This window comes from Microbacterium terricola, assembly GCF_027943945.1.
Taxonomy (GTDB): domain Bacteria; phylum Actinomycetota; class Actinomycetes; order Actinomycetales; family Microbacteriaceae; genus Microbacterium; species Microbacterium terricola.
This window is the reverse complement of the sequence record NZ_AP027141.1, coordinates 2,040,951-2,058,977: the sequence shown is the minus strand read 5'-3', so window position 1 is coordinate 2,058,977 and position 18,027 is coordinate 2,040,951. Positions and strand designations below refer to the sequence as shown.

Sequence of the window (18,027 nt, the reverse complement as noted above, 5' to 3'; positions counted from 1 at the left end):
GATGCGAGCCTGTTGTAGCGCAACGCCCGTCAAGGCGTTCCGGACTAGGGGCCGTCGATGGCTTCGATGAGCCGAACAAACGCGCTGAGCTCCTTCACCCCGGTCACGGTCGTCGGCAAGTGCGAAGTGAGGCCAGGGGAGTGGACCAACCAGCTGGCCCACTGTGCACGGGAGATCGCCACATTCAGGCGATTGCGGTTGATAAGGAAGTCCATTCCGCGTGGCGCCTCTGACGCATCCGAGGCGGCGAGCGACACGATCGAGACCACTGCCTCGCGCCCCTGGAACTTGTCGACAGTGCCTACCTGCATATCTGAGAACCCTGCTGCCGCGAGGGAGTCGAGGACGAGCTGGCGCTGGGCGTTATATGGCGTGACGATGATGATGTCGTTTGGGCGGAGCGCTTCGTTGGTACGTCCGCTCGATGGGTCGGTCCAATGCGCCCCGACAAGCTGACGCACGAGGTCGACGACGGCGGATCCCTCCTCCGACGATGCGACCGAGTTTCCGGTGTGCTCGACCGGCACCGCGTGCAGCCCTGACCCCCAGCCTTCGAGATGACGCTCGCGAGTGCACTCATGCGCGTGTAGGGCGTTGGCGTAGGACAGCTGCGACACCTGACGGGTGAGCGCGGCATCCATCCGTCGAGTGAGTGGCAGGAAGTATCCGAATTCGGGTGGCAGCACGCTCGCGCCGTCGGCGATCCAGCCGAGCGCTGATTCGTCGACCGGCTGCGGGTGGGTGCCCTGCGACACCTGAGGCAACTGCTGCGGGTCGCCGAGCAGCAGCACGCGCTGGGCGCCGAGCGAGACCGCGATTGTGTTGGCGAGTGAGAACTGCCCCGCCTCGTCGATGACGAGCAGATCGAGCTGCTGTCGCGCGATCTGCTTCTCGTTCGAGAACGCCCAGGCGGTCGCGCCGACGACATAGCCGGCAGGCTGGCTATCTGTCCATGCTGAGATCTTCGAGGAATCGACCGATTCGTAGGGCGCCCTCTGGTCTCCTGAGACGTGCGCGAGCAAGGCAGGGTCGATACCCGCTTTGACGATTCCGCTGAGGAAGTTGTCGATGACGGCGTGGGACTGCGCGGTGACACCGATCTTCCACCCCTCGTTCACCAGTTCTGCGATTGCGTGGGCGCCGGTGTGCGTCTTGCCGGTTCCGGGAGGCCCCTGCACCGCGAGGTAGGACCGATCGACATCGCGGATGGCGGCGGCGAGAGCGGGGGAGTCAAGTACGTCGACGGGAGTGAGGCGGCCCGATTGGGTGCGAGGGTGTCGGCGGAGTAGGATGTCACCCGCGGGATCCTGCGGCACGTCGGGGTAGGCAGCGAGCAGACTCCTCGCCCATTCGAGGATCGCGTTCCGCTGGGCGGTGACAGCGATCGGGCCGCCCGGAACGAGCGCGATCGGCAGCGCGGAGTAGGTCTCCTCGCCCTTGCGGAGCACCTCGCGCACGATCAGAACGTCGTCTGCTGCGTCGCCCTCGACCGAGGTGATGGTCGCGTCGTGGGTCGGGCGGGCTCGCGGGTCGTCGCGTTCAGTGCGGGGAGCATCGCTGTCGCTCTCGTAGACGAGGCGAGCGTTGGCCTGATCGGATGCCTTGAACTTCGAGCCGGGCCCCGCGGTGCCCGTGAGGCGGAGAGTGCGCCGGAGGTTCTGTCGCGCGGTCTCGCGGTGCCAGTCCTGCACCACCTCGACGCCGTGGATGGCGAGCACGTCGCGGTCGTCAGCCCATTCGTCGATGGGCTCGAGCAGACGGGCGAAGTGCTCCCACCAGCCCTTCTTGTCTTCCCGGCCGTAGTATCGGACGGCGGCCGCGGCGAGCGCCGCCGCGAAGCGCGACGGATTGTCTTGGACCGTCAGAGGGTCGCCGGCCAGTTGCTGGAGCGACTCGGAGAGCACTGTCTCCTCAACCGCCAGCACGCTCAGCGTCGGCTCAGCGCGCTCGACCGCTTCATCGGCATCCACCCGCGTCGCGGCATCCGGAGCGAGCGATCGCAGCCAGTCACGTAGAGCGAGCGTCGAGCGACAGTCGTACTCGTTGTATTCCGCGATCTTGTCGAGCTTCTGCTGGTAGCTCTCGAAGTCGCGGATGCGTCTCAGCTCGACCGCCTCCGCATACTCGACGATCGAGTCGCCCGCGTTGGTCACTCCATCGTCGTTACGCAGGTCGGCGCCCATGTAGAGGGGCTCGAGCTTCTTGATCGAGTACGAGGGCGAACCCACGCGGAGCGCGCCGCGCACAGTCGCGTACAAGTCGACGAGCACGTGGCGACGAAAGAGATTGTCGACGATGTCTTCGCCGTAGCCGTGCCGGATCGCGAGCTGCGCCAGGTGCGTGCGTTCATACGACGCGTAGTGGTAGATGTGCATGTTCGGATGCTGCGCGCGCCGCGCCGTGACGTAGTTGAGGAAGTCGCGGAGCGCGCGACCCTCTTCCGCGAAGTCGTGCGCCCAGAACGCCCGGAACGTGCCATCGTCCTCGACGAGCCCGAACAGGTAGTCAAGGCCCCACACGTGCCCCGAACCGTCGGTGTAGAGCGGATCGCCTTCGAAGTCGAAGAAGATGTCTCCGGGGTCAGGTGCCGGCAGCGCGAGGAGCGGCACGGCCGAGGTCAACTCGTAGGGCGGCGCCTCCCCTTTCACCGCGTTCAACTGCAGCCCTGCTTGTGCGCGCAGATTTTCGAGCGTTCGCGCACCGATCCCTTCGACGGTGCTGGCGCTCTCGGCGAGCTGGTCGATCGTGCGGATGTTGGCCTTCGCAAGGCGTTCGCGCTGCGAACGGCGAAGGTTCGCGACCAACAGCACATCGCGCTGCGCCTCGATCTCGGCCTCGCAGTGGTCGCATGCCCCACAGATCGAGAATCGAACGTCACCCCAGGTCACGGGGACACCATCGGCGCCTTCGGCGTCGCGGATGCACAGGAGTTCAAACAGACGCCGACGTCGCACCCGGTATACGGGCAGGAGATCCTCGACGAGGTGGTGCGACGGGGTGCCATCGCCCAACAGGAGCGTCACGGTGTCATCGACCCGGATGCCGTTGCGCTCGAGGATGTCAGCGTAGGCCGCGAGCTGGAGCACCGCCGTGACCTTCTCGGAACGCGCGAGCTTCGTGTCCTCCACTCGGTAGCGACCGTCAGGCTGGCGACCGATGAAGTCGGCGAACCCGACGAAGGCCGTGCCCGTAGTCGCGTCGTCTTCAAACATCGTCGCTTGGAACACGACATCGACGCCGTCTTCGAAGGCTTGAGCGGCGAGCGCTGCCGCCCCGCTCATGGACTCGCGCGTAAGCGGGTCAGGTCGCGCAAACTCGCGCACGCCGAGCCCGAACTCGTCGCGGTACTTCTGCAGCACGCGCAGTTCGTGTTCGTCGCCCAGCGCAGCCGTGCGGTTCATCAGCTTGTCTTCCTTGACGGCGAGCTTGTCGATGCGACCGCGCAGCTGATCGAGCTTGCGCAGGAACGCGAACTCACACTTCGACGCCGTGGTGAGGTCGCTCGCAGAGGTGACGAGGGTGCCATCAGAGAGGATGAACAAGAAGATCCTTCCGTCAGTGAACGCGTCAAGTCGGTTCTGGAAGCGCACCGTCGACACTCGGACAGTATCGGATTGCGCGGACAGACGATCTGCGGGGTCGGGCGGCTAAGTGCGCGATATTGCAGCGCCCATCAGCGGGAACCCAGTCGCGACTCAGCGCCTCGCACATTGCCCTGTGACGCACGCATCCGGTGAAACGCAAGTTGCAATGTGCACAGTCGCTGGTGCCTCACCTGCATCGAGCGCACCAGAAGCGCAGATGATCGGGTTCAAATCCAGTGCCGATTGCGGCGGTCGGCTCTCCGATCGCCTGCTCGCCTCAAGGGCGACAGCGTACTCAGAAGACGTCCTGAGTCACTTCTGGACTGTCCGGAGAAGTTTGATCGCTGATTCCTCGGCTCTGCCAATCGCCGAAATTCGTACCGGTTGCGGCGTCAATCCAAGATGTGCGTCCGTTTGCAGAGCGACCCGCGACCACTGCAGCTGCTGCTGACGGCGACGAGAACACCACGTCTTGGGTGAATCGTGCGAGCGTGCCTGCTTCCTGCAGAAGCGTCCCGTCGCTGAGCAGCGCGATGTGTTGTTGCTGGTACCCAGGGTGCCGATGCGTCCCGACCCAATCTGCCCTGGCGGTTGAACCCTGCAGCACGGTGAACTCACCGTCGACCTCTTGGGCCACGGCTGAGACGCCATGGCGGGGAATATCAAATCGGAAGGTGGGGGACGTTCGTGCGCCAGCCGGGTCGGCTGACGGCGAACTCGCCTTACTAATGTTCATGACACGCGTCGGGCGGAACTCCGTTATTCCGAGGACCGGAAGAACTATTTGCACTTGGCTGAGGTAGTACTCCATGTCCGATCGATCAGCCTCGGGCAGCTGGATTGGGCTCGGCGCTGTCCCATTCATCACTGTGGCTCGCTTGGCTGTCGCGGCTGCGGCGATGAGTTTCGCCTCGAGATAGCGCGCATGCGCCTTCGTGACGTTTGCGTCCTTCGATGTCAGGACGACCACTCGATCCCAGAAGTCCTTCCCGCCAACCTCCTCGGCACGTGCATGCTGGCGAAGTCGAACTGCAATATCGTCACCCTCACCGACGTAGACGGCCTTGCCCGAAGGTGCCTGCGATTCTGGATCGTCGCCGAGTAGAAGGTACACGCCGGTTCGACGGACCTCCTCGCGGGCAAGCAGACTTGCGATGTCCGAGCGTGGGGCCGCAATGATGTGACCTGTCCAATTCATAATCTCGGCCGTCAACAGGCCGCCCGGTGTTCCGTCCACCAGGTAGACCCGAATCTGTTTGCCCTCGACCAAGGTCGCGCCTCCATGTCGATATGCGGCCGCTAGAGCGGGCGGCGCTTCCTGCAGTCTTCCATGACGATGCGCATCAACTACGAATTGCTGCGCGAACCAAAGGGTCCCGATCTGATTCCCCCAAGAGCGGCGCTCCGACTTTCCGAGCATATGGGTTCTCCATGCGACAGCTCTCGCAGAATCGAAACTACGATGCACGCAGGCATCCATGATGCCCGGCGCCATCTAGCGCCATTGCGCTCCACGTGCCGACAGCCGAGAAAAATACCTGGATAAGTGGCAAATCACGAGTCTAGTCTGGCGCTATGCGCGGGGGCCTGGAGCGGTGGAAGAGGGGTGTCGACTCCCGTGGCGTCCGGCAGGCGATCGCCTACGCGCTCGAGGGAACCTGCGACGCACACCGATCGCACACGAGCGGCGCTGAGGCGCTCGAGAAGTACGCCGAGGCATCCGAATCGACCGTCACCAGGTTCATCGTCGCGAGTGGCCGGATCGGTAGCGATCAGCTCGCTGCCGGCGGTCTGCGGGTCTGGATCACCGGGCACGATCCGATCACGGGGGAGGAGCGCGGCCACCAGCGCCTGACCCCCGACGCGGACCTCCTCCTCGATGGGACGATCAACCACCCGAAGACCTACAGCATCGCCGCGCTCCTGCACCCCGAGCTCGCCACCGAGTTCGAAGCGATGCAGGACCGGCTCCGTGACCGCATCCTGCTGACTTGGCAAAGCGAGCTCAACGCGCGCCGAGGGCACAACGGACTCATACGTGAAGACATCGCCCGGATCGAAGTCGTTGAGCTCCAGCACCGTCGCTCACGCGCGCTCGACCCTCACATCCACCGGCACCTGTGGTTAAACATCAAGGTCCTTGGCGCGGATGGCCAATGGTCGAATCTCGACTCCCGCGCCGCGATGAAGCTGCATACCGTCATCAACGCCGAAGGCGAACTCGCCGCCCGCACCGATCCCGCATGGATCGCCGCGCTTGCCCGGCACGGCTACACGCTCAACGGCGCGGGGGAGATCACCGAGCTCGCCAGCGCCGTGCGCCCCCTCTCACGGCGATCCGCACAGATCGAGTCCAACCGTGCCCGACTGATCGCCGAATGGTCGGCAGCACACGGAGGATTGGCGCCGAGCGTCGAGGCTCTGCAGCAGATCGACCGACGCGCCTGGGCGGTGGCGCGTCCGAACAAGCCCGCCGACATCGATGTAATGTCCTGGGAGTCCACGGTCCGCGACGAGATCGCGGCGCTCGATCCGAACTTGATCGCGCCGCATTCAGCCGTTCCGATCCTCGTCAGTGACCTGCACGTCGTCGACCTCGATCTACTCGCCGCGCAGGCGATTGTCGATGCGGACAAACGGTCCACCTCCAGCGGTGGGCGATTCAGCATCTTCGACCTTCGCGCGGGTGCGATCCGCGCACTCTCGCGAACCGGTGTCGTTGCAGAGCGCGACCAGCTCGACGGCCTGATCGCCGACGTCACCGCGGACGCCGCCCGTGCCGTGCATTGCCTCGTTGCTGATGACCCGCCCGCGCACGTGAAGGCCTTCATGGCGACCGAGACCGTACGTGCCAAGGTGCGCCTCGCCGGGCGTCTGGACGTGCTCGCACGGCAGGGGCGCTCCCTGCTGCCGAACGAGCTGCGCCGGTTCGCACACAACGAAGATCTCTCGACACTGGATGCCTCGCAGGCCGTCGCGGCCTGCGCCATCGCCGGCACAGACGGGCTCGTGACGGTGACGGGCCCTGCCGGCACGGGCAAGACGTTGATGTTGCGCGTTGCGTTCGCCGCGCTCACGGCCCAACGGCGTCGGATGCTCGTCGTTGCTCCGACGCGCAAGGCTGCGTCGGTGGCGTCCCGCGAGGTCGGGGCCGCGGCATCCAGTCTCCATGCCCTGCTCCTGGACCATGGCTACCGGTGGGGCACTGATGAGGGTGGCGCGACGGTCTGGACGCGGCTCCGTCGTGGAGATGTCGAGGTCGGCGCGGACGCCGTCTATGCGGGTCCGGCCCGATACCCGCTGCGACCACGCGATCGGATCGTCGTCGACGAAGCCGGCATGGTCGACCTGCAGACCGCGAACGTGCTCGTCGAGCTCGCGATCGAGCAGGGCGTCGGACTGGCATTCGTGGGCGACGCACACCAGGCGTTGCCAGTCGGGCACGCGGGCGCGATGGGCTCCGCCATTCGACACTCAAACGCTGCGGTCGAACTCGACACGGTGCATCGGTTCCGCGATCCCGACTACGCGGCGCTCACGCTGCGGTTGCGGAACGCCGGCGATCACGAACTAGCCCTGACGGTCGCCGGGGAGCTCGTGGACCGCGGCCACGTCGACTGCGTCGATCACCTCGACGCGGCGCGCGAGGCGATGATCGAGGCGTACTTTGCCTGGCACGCGCGCGGCAAGCGAGTGACGCTGGTTTGCGGCTCAAACGCAGAGGCGGATGCCATCAACGACGCCATCCAGCAGCGGCGGGTCGACCAGGGCGAACTCGATGCCGGCGTCGTTGCATGGGGGATGGGAGCGCAGCGCATCCTCGTCGGCGACACCGTCCAGACCCGTCGCAACGACCGGATCACCGGCGTCGAGAATCGTGCGCAGTGGATCGTGCGCGAGATCCGGGAGGAGTGCGTCGACCTCGTGTCGGTTGGCGACAGCGGCGAACTGGCCCGCGTCTCCGCGGACTATGCGCGCGACCACCTGCAGCTCGCGTATGCGTCGACGGTGCACGGAGTGCAGGGCGACACGGCCGACGCGTCGGTTGTCGGACCCGATGTGGATGCCGCCGGACTCTACGTCGGCCTCACGCGCGGGCGAGTGCACAACGCCACCATCGTGGTTGCGCGGACGGATGCAGAAGCTCGTGAGTGCCTCGCTGATTCGATGCAGCGGGGCACGCCGGAGTTGACGATGCAGGATGCCGTGCGCGCAGCGCGGGCGGAGCTACAGCGGGCAGCTAAGTGGCAGGAGGCGGGGACCGTGGTGAGGCAGCCGCGTGCGGTTCGCGGGATCGGGCTTTGACCGAGGCTTTGGAGCGTGGTTGCCATTGGCCGTCTATTCGCATCGATACGTTGGGGACCAACCGATCGCCAAAGGAGAAGTCGGTGACTGCGTCACTAATCTTCACAACCGAGCCGCTCGCGACGCGTGCCCTCGCAGCTGAGATCCGCCATGATCAAGCGCTCCTTGTCGAGAAACTCGCAGCACACGTTGGCGAGGATCGTCTGGGTCGATTCGCGGACGTCAGAGCAGAGTATGGCGATCAGAAGATAGACATCGCGCTCATCTTTAGTGGGCCGGAGTTCGTCCTCGGCATTGAGGCGAAGTTCGATCACGCGCTCACGGAAGACCAGGTCGATCGGGAGTTGACCGTCGCTGATCACTTGGTGGTGTTGCTACTCGAGAGGGAGCACGCGACCGAGTGGCTTCCTCACAAGGAGCGTGTTTCTCTGATGACCTGGGAGGAGGTGCTCGAATGCTTCCCGCAATCGCGCCTCACGCTCACGGAGGTACGCGCGGCGCGTTCAGGCAAGAGCGCTGTCGAAGCGCGGCTCCGTCAACTGATCGAACCGGCTCAGCAGCGGTTGGGATCGGACTGGACCATCGACAGTAGGCGAGGCGGATCCGGCATGCCTGCGCTCAACTTCCACTCGCCCATGATCGGCGATGCCCAGCTTCGGGCCGTGCTCCAAGTCGCTCAGCGAGCCATGCCGGCCGCAGGTGACCCCGTGCCTCTGCGTTTTAGCGTCGGCGTCAGCGTGATCGCTGATTCGACCAGCTATCCTCGCGATGCGTCGGCGACGCCGCCGTGGGTCGACGCGGTGCGGCGGCTACGGGACGACGTCATTGGCGATCGAGTCGAGGACCTGCACCTCAGCAGACGTCGGCCGAGTTCTGCGCATGTGAACTCGGAGACGGTCAACGGTCGGGCGCATGCACGCAAGCTGGCGATCGTCAGTCACCACTTCGCAGACAGTGAGAGATGGCTGACGACGGGGTACATCGACTGGATTGTGGGGCCGGCATCACAGCGCATGCCACTCGAACGTGTCGAACTGCTCACTGACGCTCTCGTCGAGATCCTTGACAGGTGGTATCGCGTCGAACTCGCAGCGTTCCACGAGTCGCCCCAACAACCGGCGCGTCCGGACGGGTCCGCTCCGTTATGACCCTGTGGACGACGGCTGCGGCATTGTGATCCCGCCACCACCACTCGTCGCACGTGACGCGCTGCGTCGGCGTCTCAAATGCGTACGACCCAACTGACATTCTTGAGCCATGGCGCAACCCACTGAGCTGCTCGCCGTCCTCATCGACGCCGACAACGTGCCCGCATCGAAGATCGGAGCGGTCCTGGCCGAGATCGCGCGCTTCGGCACAGCATCCGTCAAGCGCATCTATGGCGACTGGACGAGTACGCAGCTCAGCGGCTGGAAGGCAGCGGCGAGCGAACATGTCATTCAACCCGTGCAGCAGTTCGCGAACACCGTCGGAAAGAACGCGACGGACAGCGCCCTCATCATCGACGCCATGGACCTGCTGTACACACGTAGGTTCAGTGGGTTCTGCATCGTCTCCTCCGACAGCGATTTCACCCGGCTCGCGACGCGCATTCGGGAGGATGGCGTCACGGTGTACGGATTTGGTGAGCGTAAGACTCCGGAGGCGTTCCGAAACGCGTGCGACTCCTTCACCTACCTCGACGTGCTCGAGGAGGCGGACGCTGGACCGGCAGCAACACCTCTCGCTCGTACGCCAACGCCAGCTCTCCGTCAGGACACGAAGCTCGTCGCGGGACTGCGCTCGTGCGTGTCGACGGCAACGGGCGAAGACGGATGGGCGAACCTGGGCCCTGTCGGCGGCCTCATGCGCAAGCAACAGCCCGACTTCGACCCTCGAAATTGGGGCTACGCAAAGCTCTCGGATCTCGTGCGAGCGATCGGGCTGTTCGACGTAGAGCCACGGCCGATCGGCGGCCTGCAGATCAGGAACAAGTCGAAGTAGACCGCGGCGGTCGTCCGCTACAGAACATATGCGGCAACGTAGCTGCCGCCGACCACTAGTGCGACGAGTGCGCCAACGGTGGACCAGGCGATAATTCGCGGCCAGTCGATCCACCGTCGCGTGCGGATGCCGGGGCCGAAACCGGCGGCATCCGCTGCGCGGACGAACTCGTCGAAGCGGACAGTCACGCGCGGGGCCTCTCGCTGCGGTCGAGACTCGCTCGTTCGCGGACGTGCGCGCTCCCGACGAGGCGGGGGAGAGCTGGGTGACGACGGTGGCGCGCTTGCCGACGGCGCGCTCGACGGCCGAGGCCGCTCAGTTGACCACGAGGCGCTCCCACTTGTCGGCGCGGGAGTTGCGACACGCGCAGGATCACTCGTGAACTTCACGAGGATGTCGCGCGCTTCGCGCGCGCGATCGAACTCGCGCCCGAGTTGCCTCCGCCTCGCGTCATCCGCGGACGGATGCCGGTCCGGGTGCACCTCCCGCGCCCGTCGTCGGAACGCATCGCGGATCTCCGCGACGCTGGCGCCGCGCGTCACACCGAGCACTTTCCGGGCCTCGTCCAGTGTCATGAGGCATCCACGAGGTATCGCTGATACTCCCGTGCCAGTCGTTCCGCCCTCGCGCGTTCGGCGCCTCGCGTCGCGTGGGTAATGAGTTCTGCGGTCATTCGTCGTCTTCGCACGTGAACGACGACGAGGCAGGCGAAGGCGAACACGAACAACAGCATCGCGGCGAGACCCAGGACGGGGATGTGGGCAATGAAGGCCGCGATGAACGTCGCTGTGCTCGCGAAGGCGGCGATGTTGAACACGCGCATCCAGCCATTCAGGGGGGCGTAGTACTTCGTCGCTGCGTTGTCCCACGTCCTATTTGTCGTCCAGAACTGCCAGCCCTTTGGCGCCGGCTTGAGTCCAGGCAACGGCGTCCACTCGGCCGGGGGTTGCCAGAACGTGTTTGCGCGAATCCAGTTGTCGGTGGGCGTCGGCCAGCCGGGAGGCGTGCGGAAGTCGCCGCGCACGCCAGACACGCGGATTCGTCGGGGGGTCACCGAATCGGGTCCTTCGCTATTGAAGAGATGCTGATCAGCAGATTAGCGGGATCTCCGCGACCGTCATGTGCCACCGCGCGTCCGTAGGCGAACGCCAGCGGAACGTTGACGCCGAGGACTACCATCAACTTGGCAACGCCCGTGTCATCCGAGTGCCGCCGGTAACTGCCGCGACCTGCGTGGGATCCGACAGCGCCCGCTCATCGTGAATCGCAAGGAGCGGATTGTACGGAGCGAGAGCGTCGTCACAAGCGGCATGCGCAAGGCGCGGACCTCGTCGCTGACAGCGACCGACTTGCGCGCTGCGCCCGAGGGCCAGTAAGGCGACGCGCGCTAAGCCTCCCAGGCGCAGTCGACGAGCTCGGTCGACGAAACGTTGCGACGGCGCGCTGTGGTCATTAGGCACCGTATCGATGGTGCAGCAGCGGCTGCATCCCCGTGGCCCCTTCCGGCACACCGAGGAGACCCTCTGCTGAGCAGCCGTGTCGAGCCCCGCGAGGACCGGTGTCGGTGGTTCGCGAGAAGGTGAGGATATTCCGAGGTCGGCAGCAGCTGTCCAATAGAGTGAGCGAACCTCGTCATAGGAGGCGATTCCCCGTTGGAGGTTCCGTGGCGCTGCGCGCAGAGTCCGCTCATGAAGAGGGACGTAAAGGCGTCTTTCGCACTAAGCGGTGGCTAGAGAGTACAACGCACATCGAGCTGAACTTCGACGCCTACGACTGGGCGTCCGAGTGCACCATTAGCTGCCTGGACGGAGGGTTGCAGACGTTCGATCTAAAGGGTCACATCTACCAGTCCAAGTCCATGCTCTATGTAGAGAATAAGTCCTACACCTCCGTCGGTAGCCAGGCGAAGGACTACCAGGACTTCCTGGCGATCGCATACAGCGCGACGGCGGCGGAGATCTCCCGCACCCAGGACCCCCGGTGGCAGTTCATGTGGGTTACGACGTACCCGTTCGCACAGAAGAAATGGCTGAAGCTGACCAAGCGATCCCAGATCAAGGCTGCACTAGAGGCGGATACGACGGGACTGCTCGACGGCAACCCAATCGACGAAGAAGTCTTGGATTTGATGGCCGACAGGGTGTGGCTGCTGGTCTACAACAAGCGGCAGCAAGAGTTCACGCTGACGCCGAAGGAACTCAACATGATCGAAGCGAAGTTGAACCGGAAGGGCAAAGCATGACCATCGATGTTCAGGGCGGCGCTCAGAACGAAGCGCCCGTTGTGTCAGCAGTACGTCAGGCCAGGGCATATTCGCGCTCGGCCGATGTCATCGAGGGCGTCAAGACGGCCGTCATCGATGAACTCAAGCGCCTCGACCCGACCCTCAAGATCAAGAAGACCGACTACTTCAATCACAGCTACGCGCCGGACCTCATTGCTGTTTGGCGGGAGGCAGGTCGAGAGCAGGAGCGCCGGATCTTCATCCGCGGATCGCTGTCCAGCGTTGTTGCTGCTGAGGACGTCGAGTCGCTCGCCGACCAGGAGCCGCTGCTGATTGGGCTGGGAGACGAGAAGAAGAAGGTGCTCGCTGATCTGCGCAAGCAGCTACCGGCGTCGACCCGGACACTGGCAACCGAGGTATCCGCTACTTCACGCATTCCCACGCTGACGCGGGACGAACAGCGGGACACCCAGCTGTCAGGGCTGGTACGAGCAAACATCGTTCGCGGCGGCAGGGGCCTCCTCAGTGATAAGGCCGCGGATCGAATTGTCGCCGTCGAGGAAGACGAACCGCTCGAAGCTCTGAAGGCGTTTCAATCGACCGTTCGCCAGCTGTTCACGGGGGCAACCGCCGAGCGCTTGAATCGCACTGCTGGTCTCCTTGTGGAGTTTTTCGAGGAGCGCCCCAGTCAACAGACGTTGGGGCTGTTGCGGGAGGAACCTCTCCTCGACGGTGAACTACGAGTCGTGCTGCCATATATCTTGAGGCGCGCAAGCGAGGTGAAGTCCTCGGAGGTCTGGGAGGCGCTCGCGTCGATGCTGACCCTCGAGCGCCTCGAATCAATGTCTCCTTCTCTGGCTGACCTTGATCTGACACCGATAATCGCGCGTGCCACGAAGTCAATGACGGCTGGCCGTTCGGCACTATTTCCGAACACGGAAGTGGCGAACGACGAACACGCCGAACTGCCACCGTCGTGGAAGGTTCGAAACGGCCGTCTTGTGGCCGATGTGCACCGTTGGGCGCTTTGGATGGGAACTGACGCCCGAAAGATCCGGGCGCGCGACGACGGTACGGACGCCCGCTGGGATGAACTGTCGGCGCCCCTGCGTGCATTCGACCTCACCGCCATTGAGCTTCATGGACTCAGCCGTCGGTTGGCGGTCGGCAACGAGGACCCTGACACGCTCCGCGAAGATGTTGAGCGGATCCGCGGAACCATCAAAGACGACTTCCATGTCGCGGCAGTCACCGTTCGAGAGAAGGGCGATGCGGACGCCGGCGAGGTGAAGGTTGAGTTTGAAGGTGCAGTCGGGACCGGGAAGGCGACCGTTGACTTCCACGTCCGCGCCGCTGCACTTCTGGCGGTGCGACGTCCTCTGACTGACGAGGATATCGAGACGCTCACAGGCGACTAGCACGGCCCGATCCAGTGGCGCAGAGCTTCCCTCGCAGCAGGGCCGTCCTCACGCGACTTGCCTGCTCGATTCTGCGCGTACCTGATGGCGGGCCAAGCGGCGGAGAACTGGTCCCGCATGAGCACTCAGGCTGGCCCGAAGACGCTCTCCTGCACGGCTTTGACGACCTCCTCGCTCGCCCCCGCCCAGCCGAACCGCCGGAGCAGGTGGAGGCTGGGAGTGAGGGCCAGTTCGCGGCCGGAACGCGGACCGCCACCCGCGGGAAGCTGAACCGTGCGCTCCCAAGCCGACGTCTGCAGTCGGTGCTCGTCGTAGAAGGGTTGCCAGCGGCGGTCTCCCGGGACTAGTTCCCATCCTTTCGCGCCGATGAGCTCGAACGTTACTTGGTAGGGCTCCGCCGGGGCGACTGCACCCTGCAGTCGCTGTGCGAACATCAGAACCTCGGTGAAGTCGGTCACGGGCTGCCAAAGCGGGAAGTACCCGTGACCGGGTTTCGCGTCCGCTCCCCCGTCGTATACATGCCGCCCGTCAAGAGGCAGCGCGTGCCACGACTGGAACTGTCCGCTCTCGAACGCGACCCAGGCCTCACGGTGCATCACCGTTTCCTGCTCGGTCACCCACGAGGCGCCTTGCGCCGGGCGGGACACGAACGGGTAGGGCCAACCGCGCAGATGCAGCGCTGCGCGTCGTATGAGCGAGGCAATCGCGTTGTAGTCGACACGCTCCGCACGGAACTCCTGGGGGCGGATTGTGAACTTGAAGTGAGCGGCCGTCGTGATGTCCGAGATGTCAGCATCGGCCAGGTAATCCGCGGACTCGTCCTCGTAGCGCGATTGTGCGGTCGGCACGCCGCCCGTGGTGAGGTTCGCGGCCGCGGCGAGCGACATGAACTTCGTCACCTGCTTTTGCGTCGCGAGTTCCAAAACGGCGCGCAATTCGTTCTGTGTGTGGCTGGCCGAACTCTCCGGCTTGCGGAACGACCGAGTGTAGAGCTGTCCACGCTGGATATGACGCGGGAAGTCTCTTGCGGCGAGCACGGGGATATCGTCGAACTCCGCGACTAGCAGGACCACCACGTCCTTACCATTCGAGAGTTGGCGGCCAGCGCGGTCGAGTCGGAGAGGCGGGTCGGCAAACTTGTTCAACTTGTCGGAGACATTGTCGTAGTCGAGCCACTCGATAAGCTGCTCCGCGGTGAGTCCGGAGCGGGCCTCATCCACCTCGTCGACACCGATGATTATGGACCCGCCGTCCCGCTGGTTCGCGAGCGCCAGCGCGGCTCGCGCGATCTTCGCGACGAACTCCGGATCGTTGATGGAGCCTGGCCCCTTGAACTCGACGGACCGAATCTCATATCCGCCCTCAATGAGCGCGGCGATCTCCTGGTTGGATAGCACCTGTTCAACGTAAGGGATGCTCGAACATGGCTTCCAGCGCTAGTCGTAGATGCCGTGGACGTGATGGCGGCTGCTCCCGTGCCGCCCTTTACCGCGACGCGCGTTTGGGGATCCCGGGGAAACGACACCCGACCGAACTCTACCCGGCGCCGGCGGACCCGGATCAGTCGATCGTGTCGATCGCGTCGACTTCGGGTACGGGTTCAGCAGGCAAATCAAGTGCGGCGATCGCGACCACGAGCGCGACGACCGAAGCGACCGCCTGCGAGCGGGTTCGTGATCGGTTTCCGTACCGCACGATCTTTCCCCCGAGGAGATCGACGGTCGCCTGGGAAGCCTGGACCCAGAGCCGAGCCTGGACCACCCCTTCCCTTTCCTCGGCGCCGACGACCTCGACGAGCACCAAGTTCCCAGAGATGGCCTCCAACCAGGCCACCGGCACATCACCGTCAGGCAGGTACCGTTCCTCGAGCCCACGAGCCCAGTCGTTCTTGCTCCACTGGGCGTTCGCGGCGCACTCCTTGACGTCAACAGGGAAGGCCTTGATGAGCATCACTCGATGCGGCGACTGTGCGGTCGTCGTCAGCTTCAGCCACGCCACGGCTCAGCCCTTCGGAGGGTGCTGATCATTGCCGTAGGAGTTCTTCGCACCGATCGTCCCGTCCATCCTGCGAATCGTGTGTTCCACGTGGCGATCCTGCGCCATCTGACGCCCGACGGCCTGTTGCTCGGCCTTCGTGCCTCCGACGTGCGCCGCGCGCGAACTGCCCTCCACCTTGCTTTTCCATTGACCGTCTTCGTTGTACGTCGACACGTCACCCTTGGCCATCATGTGCTCCTCCCTGGTTCGATCACGTTGTGCGCCGAACGGTGCCATCATCACCTGGGCCTCCGACATTCACTCGGTAGGGCCTCGTCGTCACTGGATTCACCGCCGCGGTCGGGTTGCTCGCCTAACCCTGCGCGAAGGCGCCACTCGCCACACCAGCGCGCGCCCGCGGGGACCCATCTCCGTGCGAAGCCCGTACAGGGATCGACTCGCGCAGCACCTGGAGTCAGGGGGATTCCTAGTTACGGAAAGTCTCGGAGCGTCGGACGACTCATGCGTGTCGCTGATCGCTCGTGTTCGCGCCTCTGTGCGGCGCTGCCTGTCCTGCGTTCGCGGCGCCTGATACCGCCGCGATCTCGACACCGAATGCTCGTAGCAGGCCAGCTCGGGGGATCATGCGTCGGGGACCGAGTTGAATCGTGGGGATCGTCCCGCTGTCGATGCCGAGCTTGATCGTGCGGTAGTCGACGCCGACGAGCTTGGCGGCATCCTTCATCGTCAGCGCGAGTGAGTTGTTCGTCTTGTTCATGGCCTTCTCCTTTCGGTGAGCAATGCATGTCATCACTTGCCCACACCGTACTCCTGCCGTGAGCAATCCGCGACATGTATTGCTCACCGGCCGGAGATCGTGACAGGCTCATGGCATGAGTGATGGTGACGTCGACGTCGAGGTGACGGCCAGCGAGCGCATCGATGTCGGCGACGGGGTGAGTATCCCCAAGGCATGGGATGCCGTCGCGACCGGCGAGCCGAACGTTGCGGGAGCCATCCGTCTTCGCGTGGTGTTCGACGAACAGCTGCGGCGCACCGTGGCCGCATCGATTCGTCTCGATCGCGTGGGGGAGGGCGACGAAGTGACCGCCGCCGCGCTTCGCGAGGTGCGTGTGCAGTACGTCGTCGCGCTCTCTTCGATGCGCGTGGTCACCGTGGCACGCGAGGGCGGCACGCCGCAGCGATTGAGCGACTACCTCGCAGACGTGAAATCACGTACCGACCGCACGTACGAGGAAACGGTGCGCGAGGCGGTGCGGCTATACCGGATCGCGACGACCGTGAACCTGGCCCCCCTCAAACTTGTCTCGGAGCAGCTCGGTGTGAGCGTCAGCACGGCGACGCGCATGATGGCACGTGCACGCGAAGCGGGCCTCGCTGAGGACCTGATCCCGAGGGAGACGTACAACCGAATGCGCGCGGACGAAGAGGCGCTGGCGCTCCCGCGCGTGGGGTCGAACTCATCGACAGGCCCCTCGCTGGGCCGTTGACGGCAATCTGGCGCATTCTGACCCCTGTCCGCACATTGCCGGACGACGTTCGCCAAAATGAACAATCTGCTCATAATGCGCGAGTTATCCACAGGTCGAATTCGTTTTTGCCCGTATTCTCTTTTCGCGTGGGTCGGAGAGCCGCCCCGCGACAGGCAGTTCTTGCCCACGTTTTGCCCGCATTCCATTTCCAACTGGCTGTTTTCGGACGTCGCTCGATGCTGCCGTGCTCTCCAAGATCCGCGTAATTCCGCGGTTTCTGTCGCAACACGTCGAAATGCAAAATGCTCAAAACGTGTTCGAGTCCCTCCAGGGGCATCTCTCTTCCTGCGCCTCGACCGGGCCCACACAGCCCCTCAGAGCCGCGCCATCCCCATCCCGACGATGACCACGCCGATGACGATGCCGATGATGCTGCCGAGAGCTTCACCATTGCGGCCGAGCCAGGTGCGCGTGCCGACCAGGCGGGGCTCCATCTTCTCCGGCGCGAGCAGCGTGCCGACGATCGGCACAGCCACCGTTGATCCGGCGATGACCGTATAGACGACGATCGCGATGAGCGCGTCCGAGAGGTCACTCGCGTCGGCGCGAACCGTCAGGCCGGCGGCAACCGCGAGCAGCAGCGCCTTCGGCCGGATGTTCAGGACGAGCGCCAGGCCGAGCGCTGACCAGGGCCCGAGCGAGCCAGCCGACTCCAGCCACTTCGGGATCGCCATCTCCTTGCGGCGGCGCGCACGCCGGAGCGTGAACAGTGTGAGCGCGATGAGCGCGAGACCGAGGACGATCTCGATCCACCCGACGACGGTGTCGGGCTGCCGCGGTGATCGTGACGTCGGCACGGCCTGAGCCGCCAGCGCACTCAAGACGACCACGACGAACAGGCCGACGAGCCACCCGATCAGGAACGGGAGACCTGATCGCTTCCGGTTGGGGGAGAGCAGGATGAGGATCGTCGCCATGATCGGCACCCCGCTGAACGCGACGGCGATCGCGAACGGAAGGATGTTGCCGACAGCCTGCACGAT

Annotated in this window: 15 protein-coding genes and 1 pseudogene; 6 read left to right on the top strand and 10 right to left on the bottom strand. The window is 64.6% G+C overall.

Annotated features, from left to right (window positions below):
• Nucleotides 1-44: 44 nt before the first annotated feature.
• Both Microterr_RS09705 and Microterr_RS09700 read right to left on the bottom strand, forming a co-directional pair.
• Nucleotides 45-3,542 (bottom strand): TM0106 family RecB-like putative nuclease, encoded by a 3,498-nt coding sequence (locus tag Microterr_RS09705; RefSeq protein WP_263798152.1) that lies wholly within the window; start codon nt 3,540-3,542, stop codon nt 45-47.
• Nucleotides 3,543-3,879: 337 nt separating this feature from the next.
• Nucleotides 3,880-4,854: a GIY-YIG nuclease family protein gene (locus tag Microterr_RS09700; protein WP_263798154.1), complete on the bottom strand. Its 975-nt coding sequence runs from the start codon at nt 4,852-4,854 to the stop codon at nt 3,880-3,882.
• A 305-nt stretch (nt 4,855-5,159) separates the two neighbouring features.
• Here Microterr_RS09700 and Microterr_RS09695 point away from each other — a divergent pair, with 305 nt between their 5' ends.
• From Microterr_RS09695 to Microterr_RS09685, 3 genes are all read left to right on the top strand, one after another.
• Nucleotides 5,160-7,889 (top strand): AAA family ATPase, encoded by a 2,730-nt coding sequence (locus tag Microterr_RS09695; protein ID WP_263798155.1) that lies wholly within the window; start codon nt 5,160-5,162, stop codon nt 7,887-7,889.
• 83 nt (nt 7,890-7,972) lie between these two features.
• Nucleotides 7,973-9,037 carry a PD-(D/E)XK nuclease family protein gene (locus Microterr_RS09690; protein ID WP_263798156.1) on the top strand — a complete coding sequence of 355 codons (1,065 nt, stop codon included), beginning with the start codon at nt 7,973-7,975 and terminating at the stop codon, nt 9,035-9,037.
• Between the two features lie 109 nt (nt 9,038-9,146).
• Nucleotides 9,147-9,872, top strand: a complete 726-nt coding sequence (locus Microterr_RS09685; RefSeq protein WP_263798157.1) for an NYN domain-containing protein — start codon at nt 9,147-9,149, stop codon at nt 9,870-9,872.
• A gap of 17 nt (nt 9,873-9,889) precedes the next feature.
• Here Microterr_RS09685 and Microterr_RS09680 read toward each other — a convergent pair whose 3' ends face one another.
• The 3 genes and pseudogenes from Microterr_RS09680 to Microterr_RS09670 form a co-directional block, all read right to left on the bottom strand.
• On the bottom strand, nt 9,890-10,060 hold the full coding sequence (locus Microterr_RS09680; protein WP_263798881.1) for a hypothetical protein: 171 nt from the start codon (nt 10,058-10,060) through the stop codon (nt 9,890-9,892).
• A gap of 213 nt (nt 10,061-10,273) precedes the next feature.
• Nucleotides 10,274-10,447: pseudogene (locus Microterr_RS09675) on the bottom strand (DnaJ domain-containing protein); the annotation flags it as partial.
• Complete coding sequence (locus Microterr_RS09670) at nt 10,444-10,926, bottom strand: hypothetical protein (RefSeq protein ID WP_263798158.1); 483 nt, start codon at nt 10,924-10,926, stop codon at nt 10,444-10,446. The gene Microterr_RS09670 and the pseudogene Microterr_RS09675, both read right to left, overlap by 4 nt.
• A 609-nt stretch (nt 10,927-11,535) precedes the next feature.
• On the opposite strand from Microterr_RS09670, the gene Microterr_RS09665 reads away from it, so the two are divergent.
• Together Microterr_RS09665 and Microterr_RS09660 are read left to right on the top strand one after the other, a co-directional pair.
• On the top strand, nt 11,536-12,114 hold the full coding sequence (locus Microterr_RS09665) for a hypothetical protein (RefSeq protein ID WP_263798159.1): 579 nt from the start codon (nt 11,536-11,538) through the stop codon (nt 12,112-12,114).
• On the top strand, nt 12,111-13,514 hold the full coding sequence (locus Microterr_RS09660; protein ID WP_263798160.1) for a hypothetical protein: 1,404 nt from the start codon (nt 12,111-12,113) through the stop codon (nt 13,512-13,514). Before Microterr_RS09665 ends, Microterr_RS09660 begins: the two co-directional genes overlap by 4 nt.
• Before the next feature lie 125 nt (nt 13,515-13,639).
• On the opposite strand, the gene Microterr_RS09655 is transcribed toward Microterr_RS09660, so the two are convergent.
• The 4 genes from Microterr_RS09655 to Microterr_RS09640 form a co-directional block, all read right to left on the bottom strand.
• Nucleotides 13,640-14,911 (bottom strand): AlbA family DNA-binding domain-containing protein, encoded by a 1,272-nt coding sequence (locus tag Microterr_RS09655; RefSeq protein WP_263798161.1) that lies wholly within the window; start codon nt 14,909-14,911, stop codon nt 13,640-13,642.
• A 163-nt stretch (nt 14,912-15,074) separates the two neighbouring features.
• Entirely contained in the window at nt 15,075-15,512 is a 438-nt protein-coding gene (locus Microterr_RS09650; protein WP_263798162.1) for a hypothetical protein, read from the bottom strand.
• Between the two features lie 3 nt (nt 15,513-15,515).
• Nucleotides 15,516-15,740, bottom strand: coding sequence for a DUF2188 domain-containing protein (locus Microterr_RS09645; RefSeq protein ID WP_263798163.1), 225 nt, complete (start codon nt 15,738-15,740; stop codon nt 15,516-15,518).
• 271 nt (nt 15,741-16,011) lie between these two features.
• Nucleotides 16,012-16,269 (bottom strand): helix-turn-helix domain-containing protein, encoded by a 258-nt coding sequence (locus Microterr_RS09640; protein ID WP_263798164.1) that lies wholly within the window; start codon nt 16,267-16,269, stop codon nt 16,012-16,014.
• 142 nt (nt 16,270-16,411) lie between these two features.
• On the opposite strand from Microterr_RS09640, the gene Microterr_RS09635 reads away from it, so the two are divergent.
• Entirely contained in the window at nt 16,412-17,002 is a 591-nt protein-coding gene (locus Microterr_RS09635) for a hypothetical protein (RefSeq protein WP_263798165.1), read from the top strand.
• A gap of 356 nt (nt 17,003-17,358) precedes the next feature.
• On the opposite strand, the gene Microterr_RS09630 is transcribed toward Microterr_RS09635, so the two are convergent.
• On the bottom strand, nt 17,359-18,024 hold the full coding sequence (locus tag Microterr_RS09630) for a GAP family protein (protein WP_263798166.1): 666 nt from the start codon (nt 18,022-18,024) through the stop codon (nt 17,359-17,361).
• Nucleotides 18,025-18,027 lie beyond the last annotated feature (3 nt).